Genomic DNA, 17,722 nt, shown 5'->3' on the forward strand with positions numbered 1-17,722 from the left:
GCCTCAACCGCCGTACTGCCAGCCCGTGGCGGCCAGTTCCAGGGCGGCGGCGTCGCGGTGCAGGGTCGCCGACTTCACTTCCCCCACGAAGACGGTGTGGTCGCCATGGGCCACCTGGCCCACCAGGGTGCACTCCACCGCCCCGAGAGCGTCGTCGAGCACCGGCAGGCCGAGGGGACCGAGCTGGAACGGGGCGGCATCGAAGCGTCCCCCCACCCCCTTCTGGGGTTTGAAGAACACCGCCGCCAGGTCCTTCTGATCGGCGGCCAGCACGTTGAGGGAGAAGCGGCCGCTGCGCTGGATCATGCCGTTGCTGGTGGAGTCGGCGCGCACCGCCATCACCACGAGGGGGGGCTCGAAGGACCCCTGGGTGACCCAGCTGGCGGTGAAGCCGTTGACCTCGTCGCCTTCGGCCACCCCGCAGATGAACACACCGTGGGGGATCTTGCGCAGCAGCGTCTTCTTGGCGGCCGCGTCCAGGGCAACGTCGGTCATGGGGTGGGCGGCAGGGATCAGGCGACTCTAGGAACCCGGCCGCGCCCGGGAACCCGCCCGGGCCCTCCTCCATAGGCTGGGGCGATGCGAGCCCTCTACCCCGGCAGTTTCGATCCCCTCACCCTGGGCCACCTCGACCTGATCGAGCGGGCGGCCGGCCTCTTCGACGGGGTCGTGGTGGCGGTGCTGATGAACCCCTCCAAGCAGCCCGCCTTCCCCCTGGAGCGGCGGCTGCAGCAGATCCGCTGCGCCACCGAGGGAATCGCCGGCATCGAGGTGGGCCATTTCGACGGTCTCACCGTCACCTACGCCCAGGCCTGCGGCGCCCAGGTGATTCTGCGGGGTCTGCGGGCGATGAGCGACTTCGAATTCGAGTTGCAGATCGCGCACACCAACCGGACCCTGGCCCCCCGGGTCGAAACCCTGTTCATGGCCACCGCAGCGCACCACAGCTTTCTCAGCAGCTCGGTGGTGAAGGAGGTGGCCCGCTTCGGCGGGGACGTGGGTCACATGGTCCCGCCGGGAGTGGCGATCGACCTGGAGAGGCTCTTTAATCGACAGGCAGCTCCCGAAACCCGATATGGCTGAGGTCCGCTTCACCGTTCTCGATCAGCTGGATCAGCTGGAGGACATCGTTCTCGACGGCAGCCGGATCCCCTTCAGCGGTGGCCGTCTGGTGAACGAGCAGGACGCCATCGAGATGATGGATGCCCTGCGGGAGGCCCTGCCCGGGCAGATCTCCCAGGCTGAGGACCTGATCCGCCAGCGGGAGGGCTTCATCGAGAAGGCCCGGCTGCAGGCCGAGGAGATCGTCACCCAGGCGCGGCGCGAGCGGGAGCAGCTGATCAACGCCGCCGCCATCCGCCAGGAGGCGGAGCGCCAGGTGACGGAACAACGGGAACTGGCCCGCCAGCAGTGCGAGCAGATGGTGCTCCAGGCCCGCCAGCAGGTGGCCCAGACCGAACAGGAACACCAGGCCCGGATGGCCCAGTTCGAGCAGCAGTTCGCCGGCCGCCGGCAGCAGCTGGAGCAGGAGGCCCAGCAGCGGCGCCAGCAGCTGGAGCAGGAGGCGGCGGAGCGCAACCGCCAGCTGCTGGAGCAGCACGAGCGCAGCCGGGCCCAGGCCCTGCAGGAACTGGAGGGCATCCGTCAGGAAGGGCTGCGCATCCAGCGGGACAGCCAGGCCGAAGCCGAGCGGCTCCATGCCGACGCCCTCCAGTTCCGCCAGCAGACCCAGCAGCAGTGCGATGCCCTGATCGCCCGCAGCCGCCAGGAGGCGGCCACCATCCAGGAGGGCGCCAACCGTTATGCCGAGCAGGTGCTGGGCGAACTGGAGGTGCGCCTCAAGGAGCTCAGCCAGGTGGTGCTGGGGGGCCGGCGCGAGCTCGTGCGGCTGCAGGCCCAGGACACCCAGGCCGCCAGTCGCCCCCCCGAAGCCCCCATTCCCCTGGAGAACGCCGCCGTCGATCGGGCCCGCCGCGCTGCCGGCCGTCTCCGTCGGGCCGCCAGCCGGGGGCTGGCCAGCTGAGGCAGCCGCCTCAGCGCCGGCTCAGATCGCCGATGGGCAGGCCCCCACGGCCTGCACCTCCCGCAGGACGCGGCCGATGGTGGTGTTCGGAGCCCCGGCCCCGGCAGAGACAGCGCTCACGTACCGGGGACCGTCCGGCGTCTGGAGCACGCCGCTGATCGACCGCACACCGGTGAGGGTGCCGGTCTTGGCGAAGAGACGGCCATCGAGGCTGGTGCCCTTGTAGAGGTTGCGCAGGGTGCCTCGGCGTCCGGCGATGGCCATCGAGCTGATGTAGTCCCTGGAATAGGGGTGGTGGTCCATGCGCAGCAGCAGGGCCACCAGGAAGCGGCTGGTGACCCGGTTGGCGCGGTCGAGGCCGCTGCCGTCAGCCACCCTGACCCCCTCCATCGGCAGCCCCTGTTCGCCCAGCCAGAGCATGTTCAGGCGGCTGGCCTCGGCCACGTCCCAGGTGCCGGCCGCCTGGCGCAGCAGCACCTCGGCGGTGAAGTTGTGGCTTTCGGTGTTGGCCAGGCTCAGCAGGCCATGCATGGAGGTGGAGGGTTCCTGGTGGATCAGCACGGCATCGGCGGGGATGGGCTGGCGGGCGGACACCAGGGTCAGCTGCAAGGGCGACCCTCCGCCCTGGTTCATGGCCCGACGCAGCAGCGTCTGCAACCGGGAGGGGGGATTGCTGACTGCGTCGTCGATGGCGTTGCTGGTGATCGCCAGCCGGGTGATCGGGGCCCCGTAGGCGTAGGCCCGGTCAGCCACGTGCCAACCACTGGGCCACCAGTTCTGGGAGGCTTCCTCCGCCAGTTCCAGCCGCACCGGACCACCCCCCGGGACGGTGGCGGCGCCGGCGGCCATGGCCAGCTGGGCGAAGCGCTGCAGCTGGGGCAGGGCCAGGTCGGGGTCCCCCTGCCCCGTGAGCCGCAGGGTGCCGTCCTGGAGGCGCCAGAGCTGGGTGCTGAGCCGGTAGTCGGGGCCGAGGCGATCGAGGGCGAAGGCGCTGCTGACCAGCTTCTGGTTGGAGGCCGGCACCCGGGGCTGGCGGCCGTTGACGTCGGCCAGCAGGCGGCCGCTGCCATCGGCGACGCTGACGCTCCAGCGGGAGCGCTCCCCGCCCAGCACCTGGGTGACCTGCCGCTGCAGGCTGGGGCAGCTGACCTCACTGGCCAGCCGCGGCATGCCCACCGGGGGGGGCGCCGGCGGCAGGGTCGCCATCGGCAGGGGGCGCTCACTCCGGGCCGAGGGCAGGGCCGGTGCGTTCTGGGCCAGGGCCGCCGGGCCCGCCGATCCGGTGCCGGCGGCGACCAGCAGCAGGGTCGCCAGCCCCAGGGGATGGCGGTGGCGTCGGTGGCCGGGGCGGGCGGAGGCGGTCATGTCAGGAGGTTCCGAGTTTCAGGCCCGTGACGGTGCCGTTGAAGCGGTAGTTGGTGCCCTCCAGCTCCACCGGGGCGCCGATCTTGATCGTCTGGTTGCCGAAGACCACTCCACCGGCCGTGCGGCGGCCCTGGCCCTCCAGGACGAAACGACCATCGAAGGTGCTGAAGGTCTTCTGATTGGGATCGGGGGCGCTCACTACCTTTCCGTCGGGGGTGAGGGTGGAGATGATGCGATCGAAGGGGATGATCTGCTTGACCGCCACGCTGCCGTGGGGCTGGTTGCGGATCACGATCGCCACCTTGCCTTCGGCCCGGGCCTGCTCCAGCAGCTCCAGCGGTGCGGCGGCGGGGGCACCGCGCACATCCACCATCACGGTGACGGGCTCGAGGGCGCCGGTGGCCTGGGCCACCGCCCCGCTCAGCCGGGGGCTCCAGATCACGCCCCCGATCGCCAGCAGGGCGGCGGCGGCGGCGCCGACGTCGACGAGGCTGAAGGAACGGGACCGGGGCGATTCGCTGGGCATGGGCATGGGAAAGCCCGCGAAGTGTACGCAGCCTTTCCGGGATCCACCAGCCGCCCCGGCCGGCCCGCTCCCGACAGGGGCCTCAGTTCTGCAGGTCCTCGATCATCTGGCCGAGGGCCCGCAGGTTGCCGCCCAGACCGGCCTCTTCACGGCCGCTGAGGGCCAGGTCCTGCTGCTCCGCATCGGGCTTCTGCTCGAAGCTCGCCGCCAGCCGGAAGCCGTCGGGGTCGAGCCGGTACAGCTCCCATTCGCCCGGGTAAGCGCAGCGCAGGGCCCGGTCAGCCTTGGGCAGCAGGGCATAGGCGGCCCGCCAGCCGGCCAGGAAGCCACGGCGACGCTGGCGCGCCACGCTGCCGATGCCCACGGCGGCATCCTCCAGGGCGGGATTGATCAGCACCACCGCGTCGCCGTGGCCGCCGCAGACCTCCTCCACCAGCTCGTACTCCGCCTGGCTCGCCCCCACCAGCAGCAGCACGCCGCTCGAGGGGCCTTCCTGCTGGCGCCGCCGCTGGTCGGAGAAGCTGCCGATGTGCTCGGCCAGGGCCGGCGCATCCCGGCGTGCCAGGGCGGTGGCACCGGCATCGGGAAACAGCAGCCGCACGCCGGGCCGCTCCGCCATCAGCCCCTCCAGCAGCCGCAGCACCACGGGCATCAGGCGCAGCCCCTCGAAACGGAACTCGACGGTCCAGCGGCCCCCCGATCCGGCCCCCAGGGCCGCCTGCAGGGCCTGCAGGGCTTCGGCTTCGGCGGTGCGCAGGTCGGCGGGCAGCATCGGCGGGCGGCAGGGCTGTCCGGACCCTACCCAGGCGCTTCCGCCACCCTGCGGCGGGCCTGCTCCAGGGCCGCCGGCAGTCCGGCCAGATCATCGGGGCTGTTCCAGGGGCCCAGGCTGATCCGCAGGCCGCTGGCCGCCTCGGCGGGGCCGTAGCCCATGGCGAGCAGCACGGCACTGGTGCCGGCCGTGCCCGCGGCGGCCCCGGCGCTGGTGCAGGCCGATCCGCTGCTCACCGCGTAACCCCGGCGGGCCAGCTCCCGCACCAGCCCCCGGCCGCCCAGGGGCCGGCCATCCGGCCCGTCCACCAGCAGGCTGATGTGGTGCGGCAGGCGTCCGGCGGCGTCGTCCGGCTCCGGACCGCTCAGCCGCACGCCCTCCCGTTGCCGCAGGGCGGCCAGCAGGGGGTCCCGCAGCGTGCTCAGGGGGTCGTCGCCGCCATGGGCCGCCAGGCGCCGGTCGGCCAGCTCGAGGGCCGCCGCGAAGCCGGCCACCAGGGCCACCGGCTCGGTGCCGCCGCGACGGCCCCCCTCCTGGGCGCCGCCGATCAACGGTTCGAGCCGGACGCCGCGCCGCACCAGCAGGGCCCCCACCCCGCGGGGACCCTGCAACTTGTGGGCCGCGCAGCTGAGCAGGTCCACGGGCAGCCGGCTGAAGGCGACCCGGCGGTGCCCCACCACCTGCACCGCATCGACATGGAACCGCACGCCCGCCTGGCGGCAGAGCGCCCCGATGGCCTCGATCGGCTGCAGGGTGCCCACCTCGCTCTGGCCCCAGAGGACTGACACCAGCCGGGTCGGCGGCGTCAGCAGGCTGCGCAGGATCTCCAGGTCGACCACGCCGCGGCGATCCACCGGCAGGAGCTGCACGTCCCAGCCCCGGCGCGCCAACGCGGCGGCGGCGGCGTAGCTGGCGGGGTGCTCCACCGCCGAGAGCAGCACCCGACCGGCTTCCAGCGGTCCGTCGGAGCCCACCAGGGCGGTGTGGATCGCTTCGCTCCCCCCGGAGAGGAGCACCAGTTCATCGCCACCGCAGCCCAGGCTCGCGGCGATCGCCTGGCGGTCGCGCTCCAGCCGCTCCGCCGCCGCCAGGCCGGGGCCATGGAGGCTGGAGGGGTTGGCCCAGGCCTCGCGGTGGGCCCGATCCATGGCCTCGAGCACCGCTGCGGCCGGGGGGGCGGTGGCGCAGGCATCGAGGTAGATCTCCCGCGGCGGGGCTCCGGCCCCGTCGGCCTCAGGGAGCGCCGGGGGCATCGCGGGAGAGGCGGCCCCGGCTGCGGGATTCCAGGGATTCGCCGGCCAGGGCCACCAGATCGTCGAGGGAGCGCCCCTCCAGCAGGGCCGTGACGCGGGCCCGGGCTTCGGCGCTGGGGCAGGCCTCCGGGCGCAGGCAGCCGTTGACGCAGGCGGTGGCGCAGTCAATGGCGCCATCCCCCGCCTGGGCCGGGCTGGCGGTTGGCGGTACCATCGCCGGGGCGGGGGGCATGTCCTCCTCCTCGCCGAACAGCGATGGGGCCACGACCCCGTCAAACACCGCTTCGGCCGGACCGGTCATGAAGACATGGCCGCTGGCTTCGTCCCAGTGGATCTCCAGGGGCCCCCCCGGCAGATCCAGCCGGGCGTGGCGGGCGGCCAGGCCGAGCCGGTGGCAGGCCACCAGGGTGGCGCAGGCGCCGGTGCCGCAGGCCAGGGTGGGGCCCGCCCCCCGCTCCCAGACCCGCATCACCAGATGGTCGGGGGCGAGCACCTGGACGAAGTGGACGTTGGTGCGGGCCGGGAAGGCCCCGTGCACCTCCAGGGCGGCGCCGAGGCCCTCCAGATCGATCGCCGCCACATCGGCGACGGGCACGACGGCGTGGGGATTGCCCATGCCGGCGGCCGCCACCGCCAGGCGCTGGCCCAGCACCTCCAGCTCGCCCACCGGCAGCCCCTGCTCGCCCACCGCCAGGGTGGTGGGCACGGTCTCGGGCGTCAGGAACGGCGGACCCATGTCGACGCGGATGCGACCGTCCTCAGCGAGGGCCGGCACGATGCGACCGGCGAGGGTCTCGATCTCCCAGCTGCGGGGAGCCTCGTCGCCGTCACTGTCCGCCAGGAAGCGGGCCAGACAGCGGATGCCGTTGCCGCACATCTCCGGCTCGGTGCCATCGGCGTTGAAGATCCGCATGCGCAGCTCGCCGCCCTCTCGGGGCGGCAGAGCCAGGATCACCCCATCCCCGCCGACCCCGAAGCGGCGGTCGCAGAGCCGCTGCACCCGCTCGGGGGTGAGGCCGAACAAGTCCTCAGGATCCTCTAAGCTGCGCCCGTCCAGGAGCAAGAAGTCATTTCCCAGACCCTGGTATTTGCTGAATTGGAGCACCTGAAGCACCGTTCCGTGAGTCCTGGAGGTTGGGGTCGATCCTATGCAGAGTTTCTTTGAGCGACGGGGACCCAGGCTCGACACCACCCTGCCCAGTGTGCGCCACGTCCAGGAGCTGATCCGCATCCGCACCCCGGTGAACGTCGTCCTGCTCTCCGGCAAGGAGTTCGATGGCATCATCCGCTGGCAGGACAGCCATTTCCTGGCGATGAGCACCGAACCCGGCACGCCGCTGCTGCTGATCAGCCTGGCCGCCGTGGCATCGCTGCGCGCCCTCAGCTGAGCCTTTCCATGGGCTGTGACACGATCACTCCCATTCCCATTGGCCCGTGACTGACCCCTCCCGCTACCGGCCCGAAGCGATCGAGCAGCGCTGGCAGCTGCAGTGGGAGCAGCTGGGACTGCACGCCACCCCGGAACAGACCGGGGACGCCGACGACACCTACTACGCCCTTTCGATGTTCCCCTACCCGTCGGGGAGCCTGCACATGGGCCACGTCCGCAATTACGTCATCACGGACGTGATCGCCCGGGCGGCCCGCCTGCGGGGACGGCAGGTGCTCCATCCCATGGGCTGGGACGCCTTCGGTCTGCCGGCGGAGAACGCCGCCATCGAGCGGGGCGTCGATCCGGGGGACTGGACCGACCGCAACATCGCCCAGATGCGGGACCAGCTCAAGCGGCTGGGCCTCTCGATCGACTGGGACCGGGAGGTGGCCACCTGCCACACCGATTACTACCGCTGGACCCAGTGGCTGTTCCTGCAGTTCCTGGATGCGGGCCTGGCCTACCGCAAGGAGGCGACCGTCAACTGGGACCCGATCGACCAGACGGTGCTCGCCAATGAGCAGGTGGATGCGGAGGGGCGCTCCTGGCGCTCCGGTGCCCAGGTGGAGAAGCGCCGTCTGCGCCAGTGGTTCCTGAAGATCACCGCCTACGCCGATGCCCTGCTCGACGATCTCCCCACCCTGGAGGGCTGGCCGGAGCGGGTGCGCACCATGCAGGCCAACTGGATCGGCCGCTCCCTCGGGGCCGAGCTGACCTTCAGCACCGAGAGCGGTGCCGCCATCACCGTCTTCACCACCCGGCCCGACACGATCCACGGGGCCACCTATGTGGTGCTGGCTCCGGACCACCCCCTGGTGGCCCAACTCACCACCGACGACTGCCGCCTCTCGGTGACCGCCTTCTGCGATCTGGTCAGCCGCCAGAGCGAGCAGGAGCGGACGGCCGAGGACCGGCCCAAGCGGGGCGTGCCGATCGGCGCCTGGGCGCGCAACCCCGCCAGCGGCGAACGCATCCCCGTCTGGATCGCCGATTACGTGCTGGCCGACTACGGCACCGGCGCCGTCATGGGGGTGCCGGCCCATGACCAGCGCGACTTCGCCTTCGCCCGGCAGTACGAGCTTCCCGTCAGGCGGGTGGTGATCCCCGAGGGGTCCGATCCCCACGCCTACGAGGGCCAGGCCTGGACCGAAGCCGGCGTGCTGATCGGCTCCGGTTGCTTCGACGGCCTGACCAGCGCCGAGGCGAAGTCGGCCATCGTCACCTGGGCCGAGGAGCAGGGCTGGGGCCAGGGACGGGTGCAGTACCGCCTGCGGGACTGGCTGATCTCCCGCCAGCGCTACTGGGGCTGTCCCATTCCCGTGATCCACTGCGACAGCTGTGGCGTGGTGCCGGTTCCCGACGACCAGCTGCCGGTGGAACTGCCCCGGGACATCCCCTTGAGCGGCAAGGGGGGCACCCCGCTGGCCAAGCTGGCGTCGTGGGTGAACGTGCCCTGCCCCAGCTGCGGCGCCCCCGCCAAGCGGGAGACCGACACGATGGACACCTTCATGTGTTCGTCCTGGTACTACCTGCGCTACAGCGACCCCCACAACGACCAGCGGCCGTTCGAGCGCGGCGCCGTCGACCGCTGGTTGCCCGTCGACCAGTACGTAGGCGGCATTGAGCACGCCATCCTGCATCTGCTCTATTCCCGCTTCTTCACCAAGGTGCTGCGGGACCGGGGCCTGCTGGGCTTCTCCGAACCCTTCGCCCGCCTGCTCACCCAGGGCATGGTGCAGGGCATCACCTACCGCAATCCCCAGACCGGCCAGTACGTGGCGCCGGCCCAGGTGGCCGACCCCAGCGACCCGCGCGATCCCGTCAGCGGCGAGGTGCTGGAGGTCTTCTACGAGAAGATGTCCAAGTCGAAGCACAACGGCGTCGATCCGGCGGTGGTGATCGACCGCTACGGGGCCGACACGGCCCGGATGTTCATCCTGTTCAAGGCGCCTCCGGAGAAGGATCTGGAGTGGGACGACGCCGACGTGGAGGGCCAGTACCGCTTCCTGCAGCGTCTGTGGCGCCTGGTGGACGGGGCCCATGGCCGCGGGCTGCGGCTGCCCGCACCTGACGCCCCCCAGCCGGCGCCCGACCCCGCTTCGCTCAGCGACGGCGAACGGGAGCTGCGCCGGGCCGTGCACACCGCCATCGCCGCCATCAGCGAAGACCTGGAAGGGGAGCTCCAGCTCAACACGGCCGTCTCCGAGCTGATGAAACTCAGCAACGCCCTGGCGGCCCACCTCGAGGGGGCCGCTCCGGCGGTGGCCACCGAGGCCCTCGCCACCCTGCTGATCCTGCTGGCGCCGTTCGCGCCCCACCTGGCCGAGGAGCTCTGGCAGAAGCTCAGCGGCCACGGGGACGGCCAGTCCATCAGCGCCGGGGCGAGCGTCCATTGCCAGCGGTGGCCCGCCGTTGATCCGGCGGCCCTGGTGCGCGACACCATCCCCCTGGTGATCCAGGTGAAGGGCAAGATGCGCGGCAGCCTGGAGGTGCCGGCCGACGCCGATGCCGCCACCCTTGAGAGGCTGGCGCTGGAGAGCGACGTGGCCCAGCGCTGGCTGGAGGGTCAGCCGCCGCGGCGGGTGATCGTGGTGCCCGGCAAGCTGGTCAACCTGGTGCCCTGAGGCCCACCTTCGAGGGCCTCAGGCCAGCAGGGCGGCGGCATGGTGGCGCAGGTGGTCGTCGATGAAGCTGGCGATGAAGAAGTAGCTGTGGTCGTAGCCCTCCTGGAGGCGCAGCTCCAGGGGGTGGCCTGCGGCCTCGGCCGCCGCCGCCAGGTCGGCGGGCCGGAGTTGCGTCTCGAGGAAGGGGTCGGCGCTGCCCTGATCCACCAGCAGGGGCAGCCGCTCCGCGGCAGCCGGCAGCAGCAGGGTGGCGTCCCAGGCGGCCCAGGCCTGCGGATCGGGGCCCAGGTAGGCCCCGAAGGCCTTCTGGCCCCAGGGGCAGGCGGAAGGATGGCAGATCGGGGCGAAGGCGGACACGGAGCGGTAGCGGCCCGGGTGCCGCAGGGCCGCCACCAGCGCGCCATGGCCCCCCATGGAGTGGCCGCTGATGCCGCGGGCCGAAGCCAGGGGCAGCTCGGTTTCCAGCAGGGCAGGCAGCTCCTCCACCACGTAGGCATGCATCCGGTAGTGGCGATCCCAGGGGGCCTGGGTGGCATCGACGTAGAAGCCGGCCCCCTGGCCCAGATCCCAGCCGCCATCGGGATCGGTGGGCACCTCCGCTCCCCTGGGGCTGGTGTCGGGTGCCACCAGGGCCAGGCCGAGCTCGGCGGCGAGGCGATGGGCGCCGCCCTTCTGCATCACGTTCTCGTCGGTGCAGGTGAGGCCTGAGAGCCAGTAAAGGGCCGGCACCCGTTCCCCGGCCAGGGCCCGGGGTGGCAGGTACACCGCCAGGGTCGCCGGGCCGTTCAGGGCCGAGGACGGGTGGCGGTAGCGGCGGTGCAGACCGCCGAAGCTGCGGTTCTCGCTGAGGAGCTCGAGCATGGGGACGCCGGCCTTCGGGGTCGCAGGGGGGGTCAGAAGTGGATCACCGAGCGGATGCTCTGGCCGGCGTGCATCAGGTCGAAGGCCCGGTTGATGTCCTCCAGTCCCATGGTGTGGGTGATGAAGGTGTCCAGCGGGATCTCCCCCTGCTGGAAGCGATCGACATAGCCCGGCAGCTCACTGCGACCCCGCACGCCGCCGAAGGCGGAACCCCGCCACACCCGGCCTGTCACCAGCTGGAACGGCCGGGTGGCGATCTCCTGGCCCGCCCCGGCCACGCCGATGATCGTGGATTCTCCCCAGCCCTTGTGGCAGCACTCCAGGGCGGCGCGCATCACCTGGACGTTGCCGATGCACTCGAACGAGTAGTCCACGCCGCCGTCGGTGCGATCGATCACCACCTCCTGGATGGGGGCGTCGAAGGCCTTGGGATCGAGGCACTCGGTGGCGCCGAGCTGGCCGGCGATGGCGAACTTGTCGGGGTTGGTGTCGATGCCGATGATCCGTTCGGCCCCGGCCATCACCGCCCCGATGATCACGGCCAGGCCGATGCCGCCCAGGCCGAAGACGGCCACGCTGCTGCCGGGCTCCACCTTGGCGGTGTTGAGCACGGCGCCGATGCCGGTGGTGACGCCGCAGCCCAGCAGGCAGACCTTCTCCAGCGGAGCCTCCGGGGCGATCTTCGCCACCGCGATCTCAGGCACCACCGTGTATTCGGAGAAGGTCGAGGTGCCCATGTAGTGGAAGATCGGCTGGCCGTTCCTGGAGAAGCGGCTGCTGCCGTCGGGCATCAGGCCCCGGCCCTGGGTGGCGCGGATCGCCTGGCAGAGGTTGGTCTTGCCGGAGAGGCAGAAGCGGCAGGAGCGGCACTCGGGCGTGTAGAGGGGGATGACGTGGTCACCCACCGCCAGGGAGGTCACCCCGGGGCCCACCTCCTCCACCACCGCCCCGCCCTCGTGGCCCAGCACCGCCGGGAAGATCCCCTCGGGATCGGCGCCGGAAAGGGTGAAGGCATCGGTGTGGCACACGCCGGTGGCCACCACCCGCAGCAGCACCTCGCCGGCCCGGGGGCCCTCCACATCGATCTCGGTGACCTCCAGGGGCTGACCGGCGGCCCAGGCGACCGCGGCGCGGGATCGGACCATGCTCAAGGGGGAAGGTCCCTCAAGTGTGCTGGAAGACCAGCCCGTCGGGCTGCCCCCAGTCGCCTTTCGCCCCATAGCCGCGGTCGTTGGCGCAGAGGTGGCGCAGCAGCCAGAACACCGGCTCCACGGCGTCCAGCTCCAGCTCCGCACCGATGGCCGCCAGGGAGCGGGCCCGGCCGTCGGCGAGCAGGGCCTCCACCCGGCTCTGCAGGGCCAGGATCCCGGCGGCCGCCTTCTTGCCAGCCTCCACCCCGGGCTGGTGGTAGGCGTTGACGTTCACCAGTTCCCCGTAGAGCCCCACCGCCCGCTCGAACAGGGCGATCAGGGCGCCGAGGCCCCGGGCGTCGAAGCGGCGCAGGGTGATGGTGATGCTCTGGCGGGCCTGCTCGGCCAGGGCGGCGCGGGTGCCCTGCAGGAATCCCTCGAGGAAGTCGGCGGGGCACTCGCCGTCGATCGTGGGGATCTCCGCCGGGTCCTCCAGCACCTCGATGAAGGTCACGAAGAAGTTGTCGAGGCCGTCCCGCAGCTGCTGCACGTAGGCGTGCTGGTCAGTGGAGCCCTTGTTGCCGTAGACGGCCAGCCCCTGGTGCACCACAACACCGTCGCGGTCGAGCCGCTTGCCCAGGGACTCCATCACCAGCTGCTGCAGGTAGCGGCTGAACACCTCCAGCCGGTCCCGGTAGGGGAGCACCACCATGTCGCGGCGCCCCTGGCCGCCGCCGGCCACATGCCAGGAAGCGGCCAGCAGGGCGGCGGGGTTCGTGCGCAGGTCGGGCACCCGCGTGAGGCGGTCCATGGCGGCGGCCCCCTCGAGGAAACCGCGCAGGTCGGCGCCGATCAGGGCGGCGGGCAGCAGGCCGACGGCACTGGTGATGCTGGTCCGGCCCCCCACCCAGTCGAACATGTCGAAGCGGCGCAGCCAGCCGGCCGCCTTCGCCTCCTGATCCAGGTGGCTGCCGCCCATGGTGATGGCCACCGCCTGGGCGCTCCAGTCGCCCCCGGCGGCCAGCACCCGGGCCCGGGCCTGCACCATGCCCAGATGGGGTTCGGGGGTGCCCCCCGACTTGCTGACCACGATCACCAGCGTGGTGGTGAGGCGGGCCGACAGGGCGGCCAGGGTGCGGGCCATGCCGTCGGGATCGACGTTGTCGAAGAAGTGGAACGGCAGTCCCACCCCCTGGCGTTCCAGGGCCCGGAGCATCAGCAGGGGGCCCAGGCCGGAACCGCCGATGCCGATCCAGAGCACATCGGTGAAGGGCCGGCCGCCGGGGGCCGTGACCGTCCCGGCCAGCACATCCCGCCCGAAGGCTTCGAGGCGGTCCACCTCCGCGGCGATGGCGTCGGCCACCGCCGGGTCGGGGGCCAGTTCCGGGGCCCGCAGCCAGTAGTGGCCGACCTGGCGGCCCTCGTCGGCGTTGGCGATGGCCCCGGCTTCGAGGGCCTCCATGGCGGCGAAGGCGCGGGCGAAGGGGGCCTCGAAGGCCTGGAGATCCTGCTCCTCCAGAGCCATCCGGCTCACGTCGAGCCAGAGGGAGAGATCAGGGTCGTGCCAGAGCAACTGGCGGAATCGCTCCCAGAGGGCAGCGGAATCTTGGCCGTTCAACGGCGGCAGCGGGGACATGGCTCCTGGGACGCCGTGACGGGCCCCCGAACCGTATCCATCAGCCTCCATGTTCGGCAAGCGGATCGGCGGATGCGGGCTTTCCACCACGGGGCCGGCTCCGGGAGCGCCCCTGGAGCGGGAAGAATCCGGCCGTGTTCGTTACAATTGATCTAAAGAGCGCCATTCCGCTTGCTGTCCCGCCTCGCCGGAACTAAGCCCCGACGCTCCGGCCGCCGGCCGGCGGTCACGACCCTGGCGCGCCTGCGGCGCCCCAGCCTGCGGCGCCGAGGCCTCCGTCGCCAGGGACTGCGGCTGGCGTTGCTGCTGACGGGCGCCGGGCTGGCCCTGGCTCCCCTGAGCCGCCAACCCCAGGTGGCGCTGCGCAGCTCCTTCCTGCTCACCGATGGTGGGCGCGAGGGCAGGTCCTTCCCCCTGATCACGCCCTCCACCAGCGAAGGGCTGCGGCCCGATCCGGTGGATTTCACGCCCGAGGAACTGCGGGAGCTCAACCGTCGCTTCGGCGTCCACGGCCCCCAGCCCCGGCTGGCCCAGCTGTTCACCGAGGGCATCGACCAGCTGCAACCCCTGCGCAGCCACACGCTCGGCCGGCTCGAGGAGCTGCGGCCGGTGATCCTCAGCGAGAGTCGCCGCCACCACATCAATCCGATGCTGGTCACCGCCGTGCTCTTCGATGAGCTGCAGCACGCCAAGCCCGGCGAAGACCTGCCGCTCGCCGCCCGCAGCGGCCTGTTCCACACCCACGGCCCCGCCCAGCTGAGCGTCGGTGAGCTCGTCAAGCAGGGCCTCCTGCCCGCCAACGCCACCCCGGAGCAGATCGACGAGGCGCGCATGGAGCTGCTGGATCCCGACCGAAACGTCCGGCTGCTGGTGGGCAAGTTCGTGCGGCTGAAGCAGGCCCTGGGGCTCTCCGGCAACGCCCTGCTGATGGCCAGCACCTCCCCCGCCGAAGCCAAGGCCATCGCCACCCTGGCCTACCTGCACAACGGCAAGCTGGACTACCCCGGGCGGGTGCTGCGCTACATGCAGGACCCCGAGCTGCACGCCCTGCTCTACGGAACCCGCAAGCCGATCACCAGTCCGCTGATCTGAGTCCGGGTCCTCGCTCTGCCTCCGGGCCCTCGCCGCTCCCCGATCAGCAGAGCACCCCCAGCGCGGCCAGGCGCACCTGCAGTTCCCGCCAGTCGAAGCTGCGCGGATCCATCCGTTCGCCGCCCAGATCCACGTGCTGGTGGGTGGTGATGTTGCTGGGGGGGATGCCGTAGCGGCGCATCCAGCGGGCCAGCACCACCGCCAGAGCGTCGTACTGGGCGGCCGTGTAGCCGCTGTGGCTGACGTCCTGGTTCTCGCCGTCGAGGGGCGTCTCCAGGCTGAGGTGCAGGGCGAAGTTGTTGATCGAGCCGGCCAGTTCCGGGTTGGTCACCACCCAGCGGCCGTTGAAGGCGGAATTGCCGGCACCGAAGGCCCGCTTGGCCGGGTCCAGCGCCTCCACCACCTGGCCGTCGAGGCCGATCAGGGTGTGGTAGCTCACCTGGTCCTCGTCCCGCGGATGGGGGGTCATGAAGGTGTTGATCGCGGAGTTGATGCCGAAGACGGTCTCGTGCAGGACGACGACCTGGGGGGTGGTGTCGAGGGTCTGGCCGAAGGCATCCCGGCGGAAGCGCTCGCCGTAGTTGCTCGGGTCGATGCGCAGCCGGACGGTGTCGTACCGGAGCCGCTCCGCCAGGCCCGCCAGGCGGGCGCGCAGGGCCGGGTCGGCCTGGCAGGCCCCGCCCAGGGGGGCGCGCCAGGCGGCCTGCGGCGGTGGCAGGGCCTGCTCGGGCGGCGACGGCGACCCTCCCCCGTCGGCGGGGGACTGGCGCACCTCCTCCAGCAGGTCGAGCAGGGAGGCGCGGCCCCCGGCGTTGCCTGGAGCGCCGAAGAGGTCACGGCCCAGCCAGGTGAGCCCCCCCAGGCTGATCACACCCGCCCCAGCCACCGCCAGCACCAGGGGGCGCAGGGACGAGGTCATGGCAGCAGCGACAGCCAGCGCTGCCGGTTGTCGCGGGTGTGGGGGCCGTCCAGATCGGGATCGATCACCAGCTGCCAGCCGGCGGTGGCCGGCGGGTCGGGCACCAGGCGGGTGGTGCGCACCCGGCCATCCCGCGCGTAGAGCACCTGCCGTTCCGCCGCTGCCGTGGCCATGGCGAGGGCCATCGCCAGGTCCTCGGGGGTGCGCAGGCGCAGGTCGTCGAGGGCCAGCAGTTCATCGCCCGCCTGCAGGCAGGCCCGCTCCGCCGGCCCGTCCCGATGCACCCGCTTCAGCCGCAACATGCCCGATGCGGGCTCCTCCAGCTGCCAGCCGAAGAAGGGTTCCCGGGCCGGTGTGGGCCGCAGGGCCAGCCCGAGGTCCGCCAGGTAGGCGTCGAGGTCGGGGTCGTCGGTGCTCTCCAGCCAGTGCGGCAGCAGCTCCGCCAGGTCGGGGGCCCGGTCCGCGAAGGCGTTGACCAGATCGGCGTTGGTGTAGCCCCGCCCGGCGGCCCCATGGCTGCGCCACAGCGCCCGCAGCACCACCCCCAGGCTGGAGCCATGGCGCCGCAGGTGCAGGTCGAGCACCAGGGCCACAACGGCCCCCTTGAGGTAATAGCTGATCTGGCTGTCGGCGGAGGAGGCGTCCTGGCGGTAGAGCTTCACCCAGGCCTCCTCGGCGCTCTGCCGCAGTCCCTGCACCCGGCGTCCGGGGGTGAGCCGATAGCGGCTGAGGTCGGCCCCGAGGTCCTCGAGCAGGTCGGCCTCCGTGCCCACGCCGGCCGCCAGGGGCAGCAGCAGATCGAGGTAGGAGGTCACCCCCTCGGCGAACCAGAGACCGGGCACGATCGTGGCCCGTCCGTAGTCCAGCGGCGTCAGCTCGGCGGGCTTGAGGCGCCTCACATTCCACTGGTGCAGGTACTCGTGGGCCACGAGCTGCAGCAGCTTGCGCCGGCCACCGGGACCCGCCAGGGCGCGGCGGCCGTACTGGAGCACGCTGGCGTGGTCGTGTTCCAGGCCGCCGAAACCCGCCTCCAGCAGGTGCAGCACGAACAGGTAGCCGTCACTGGCGGGGGCGCTCTCCCCCATCAGGCGGCAGCAGGCCAGGGCGATCCGTTCCACGTCGGCCAGCCAGGCGGGATCCTCCCCGGGCAGGTCGCCCCCCCAGGTGACCCAGCGGTGCGGCACCCCGGCGACGCTGAAGGGGTGGCAGGGGTGGGGGCCGGCCTCCAACGGCGCATCGATCAGCCGGTCGTAGTCGGCGGCCACCCAGGCCCCGTCACCGGCGGCCGGGAGGGGGAGGAAGGCCTGCCAGCTCTCGGGCAGCCGCAGCTCCAGGCGGTGGGGATTCCAGCGTTCGCCCGTGGCTTCCAGCACCACCCCGGCCAAGGCCAGGAAGCCATGGTCGGCGCTGAGGTGGCAGGTGCGCACGCTCAGTTCCGTGGCCTGGAGGTCGTAGCGGATGACGAGGGGATCGAGGCGGGTGAGGGAGAGCCGCCAGCAGGCCTCCGAGAGCCGCGTCGGTACGACGCGGGCCTCCCCTTGAACCACCTCCAGACCCTCCAGGTTCCGGACATGGTCCCGGATCAGGTACGAGCCCGGGGTCCAGGCGGGCAGCCGCAGCTCCGTCCGCAGGCTCCGGGGGGTGAGGTGGAGGGTGACCTGGACCCGATGACGATGGGGCTCCCGCAGGTCGAGCTGGACGACCGGCCCGGCGGCCGTGTCGGGGTGGGGTGGGTCGTCAGACACGGAGCTCGATCGACGCCGTGGGGACGGCCAGGCGGGCCTCCTCGAGGGCCGCCCGGGCGGCATAGGCCCGGGTGATCCGGCCCAGCAGCCGCTGCAGGGCGGTGTTGCGGCTGAGGCGCTGGAGATCGCCCACCAGGGCGAGGGATCCGTCGTCCATGGCGGCCCATCCCAGGCCCTGGCCGTCCCTGAGCTGCAGTTGCAGCGTCACCGCCTGGCGTTCGCCGGCGAATCCGACCAGTTCACCCCCCCAGCGCCAGGGGAGATCGAGGCTGGCGAGGGTGGCCGCCAGGGCCTCGGCATCCCGCAGCACGGTGGGCAGGATGGAGAGATGGGACATGGACGCA

The 17,722-nt window shown here is 72.1% G+C and carries 17 protein-coding genes; 5 read left to right on the plus strand and 12 right to left on the minus strand.

Annotation, left to right across the window (positions count from 1 at the left end; all coding sequences use genetic code 11):
- Positions 1 to 3: 3 nt before the first annotated feature.
- Positions 4 to 495 (minus strand): flavin reductase family protein, encoded by a 492-nt coding sequence (locus KBZ08_RS03425; RefSeq protein WP_106220006.1) that lies wholly within the window; start codon positions 493 to 495, stop codon positions 4 to 6.
- Positions 496 to 579: 84 nt separating this feature from the next.
- Between KBZ08_RS03425 and coaD the strand changes: the two genes are divergently transcribed.
- Positions 580 to 1,083, plus strand: a complete 504-nt coding sequence (coaD, locus tag KBZ08_RS03430) for a pantetheine-phosphate adenylyltransferase (RefSeq protein WP_106220007.1) — start codon at positions 580 to 582, stop codon at positions 1,081 to 1,083.
- Positions 1,076 to 2,023: a hypothetical protein gene (locus tag KBZ08_RS03435; protein ID WP_106220008.1), complete on the plus strand. Its 948-nt coding sequence runs from the start codon at positions 1,076 to 1,078 to the stop codon at positions 2,021 to 2,023. Before coaD ends, KBZ08_RS03435 begins: the two co-directional genes overlap by 8 nt.
- A 21-nt stretch (positions 2,024 to 2,044) precedes the next feature.
- On the opposite strand, the gene KBZ08_RS03440 is transcribed toward KBZ08_RS03435, so the two are convergent.
- The 5 genes from KBZ08_RS03440 to dapF form a co-directional block, all read right to left on the minus strand.
- Positions 2,045 to 3,388, minus strand: a complete 1,344-nt coding sequence (locus KBZ08_RS03440) for a D-alanyl-D-alanine carboxypeptidase/D-alanyl-D-alanine-endopeptidase (RefSeq protein ID WP_106220009.1) — start codon at positions 3,386 to 3,388, stop codon at positions 2,045 to 2,047.
- A 1-nt stretch (position 3,389) separates the two neighbouring features.
- Entirely contained in the window at positions 3,390 to 3,914 is a 525-nt protein-coding gene (locus tag KBZ08_RS03445) for a DUF4330 domain-containing protein (protein WP_219903927.1), read from the minus strand.
- A gap of 82 nt (positions 3,915 to 3,996) precedes the next feature.
- Positions 3,997 to 4,686, minus strand: a complete 690-nt coding sequence (locus KBZ08_RS03450; protein ID WP_106220011.1) for a DUF1995 family protein — start codon at positions 4,684 to 4,686, stop codon at positions 3,997 to 3,999.
- Positions 4,687 to 4,712: 26 nt separating this feature from the next.
- Positions 4,713 to 5,939 (minus strand): cysteine desulfurase family protein, encoded by a 1,227-nt coding sequence (locus KBZ08_RS03455; RefSeq protein ID WP_254971367.1) that lies wholly within the window; start codon positions 5,937 to 5,939, stop codon positions 4,713 to 4,715.
- A complete protein-coding gene (dapF, locus tag KBZ08_RS03460) occupies positions 5,920 to 7,044 on the minus strand; it encodes a diaminopimelate epimerase (protein WP_254971691.1) in 1,125 nt (374 codons plus the stop codon). Before dapF ends, KBZ08_RS03455 begins: the two co-directional genes overlap by 20 nt.
- A 43-nt stretch (positions 7,045 to 7,087) precedes the next feature.
- On the opposite strand from dapF, the gene KBZ08_RS03465 reads away from it, so the two are divergent.
- Both KBZ08_RS03465 and leuS read left to right on the plus strand, forming a co-directional pair.
- Entirely contained in the window at positions 7,088 to 7,327 is a 240-nt protein-coding gene (locus KBZ08_RS03465) for an Hfq-related RNA-binding protein (RefSeq protein WP_106220014.1), read from the plus strand.
- 46 nt (positions 7,328 to 7,373) lie between these two features.
- The gene (gene leuS, locus KBZ08_RS03470) at positions 7,374 to 9,995 is read left to right on the plus strand and encodes a leucine--tRNA ligase (protein ID WP_254971370.1); all 2,622 of its coding nucleotides are present in this window, start codon (positions 7,374 to 7,376) and stop codon (positions 9,993 to 9,995) included.
- Positions 9,996 to 10,013: 18 nt separating this feature from the next.
- Here leuS and fghA read toward each other — a convergent pair whose 3' ends face one another.
- Genes fghA through KBZ08_RS03485 form a run of 3 tightly spaced genes read right to left on the minus strand, consistent with a single transcriptional unit; the run spans position 10,014 to position 13,622 of the window.
- Entirely contained in the window at positions 10,014 to 10,856 is an 843-nt protein-coding gene (gene fghA, locus KBZ08_RS03475; protein WP_254971372.1) for an S-formylglutathione hydrolase, read from the minus strand.
- Positions 10,857 to 10,888: 32 nt separating this feature from the next.
- The gene (locus tag KBZ08_RS03480; protein ID WP_254971374.1) at positions 10,889 to 12,001 is read right to left on the minus strand and encodes an S-(hydroxymethyl)glutathione dehydrogenase/class III alcohol dehydrogenase; all 1,113 of its coding nucleotides are present in this window, start codon (positions 11,999 to 12,001) and stop codon (positions 10,889 to 10,891) included.
- Between the two features lie 19 nt (positions 12,002 to 12,020).
- Complete coding sequence (locus KBZ08_RS03485; protein ID WP_254971376.1) at positions 12,021 to 13,622, minus strand: glucose-6-phosphate isomerase; 1,602 nt, start codon at positions 13,620 to 13,622, stop codon at positions 12,021 to 12,023.
- Positions 13,623 to 14,036: 414 nt separating this feature from the next.
- Here KBZ08_RS03485 and KBZ08_RS03490 point away from each other — a divergent pair, with 414 nt between their 5' ends.
- A complete protein-coding gene (locus tag KBZ08_RS03490; RefSeq protein WP_254971693.1) occupies positions 14,037 to 14,714 on the plus strand; it encodes a helicase DnaB in 678 nt (225 codons plus the stop codon).
- A 43-nt stretch (positions 14,715 to 14,757) separates the two neighbouring features.
- Here the strand turns inward: KBZ08_RS03490 and KBZ08_RS03495 are convergent, their stop codons facing one another.
- The 3 genes from KBZ08_RS03495 to KBZ08_RS03505 are packed head-to-tail and all read right to left on the minus strand — an operon-like array spanning position 14,758 to position 17,715.
- Positions 14,758 to 15,633, minus strand: a complete 876-nt coding sequence (locus KBZ08_RS03495; RefSeq protein WP_254971378.1) for an N-acetylmuramoyl-L-alanine amidase — start codon at positions 15,631 to 15,633, stop codon at positions 14,758 to 14,760.
- Positions 15,630 to 17,378 (minus strand): M61 family metallopeptidase, encoded by a 1,749-nt coding sequence (locus KBZ08_RS03500; protein WP_254971380.1) that lies wholly within the window; start codon positions 17,376 to 17,378, stop codon positions 15,630 to 15,632. Before KBZ08_RS03500 ends, KBZ08_RS03495 begins: the two co-directional genes overlap by 4 nt.
- The gene (locus KBZ08_RS03505; protein ID WP_106220021.1) at positions 17,371 to 17,715 is read right to left on the minus strand and encodes a DUF1257 domain-containing protein; all 345 of its coding nucleotides are present in this window, start codon (positions 17,713 to 17,715) and stop codon (positions 17,371 to 17,373) included. The genes KBZ08_RS03500 and KBZ08_RS03505 overlap by 8 nt, the downstream gene beginning before the upstream one ends.
- Positions 17,716 to 17,722: the final 7 nt, after the last annotated feature.

The sequence above is a fragment of the Cyanobium sp. Candia 9D4 genome (genome assembly GCF_024346155.1).
GTDB classification, from domain to species: Bacteria; Cyanobacteriota; Cyanobacteriia; order PCC-6307; family Cyanobiaceae; genus Cyanobium; species Cyanobium minutissimum.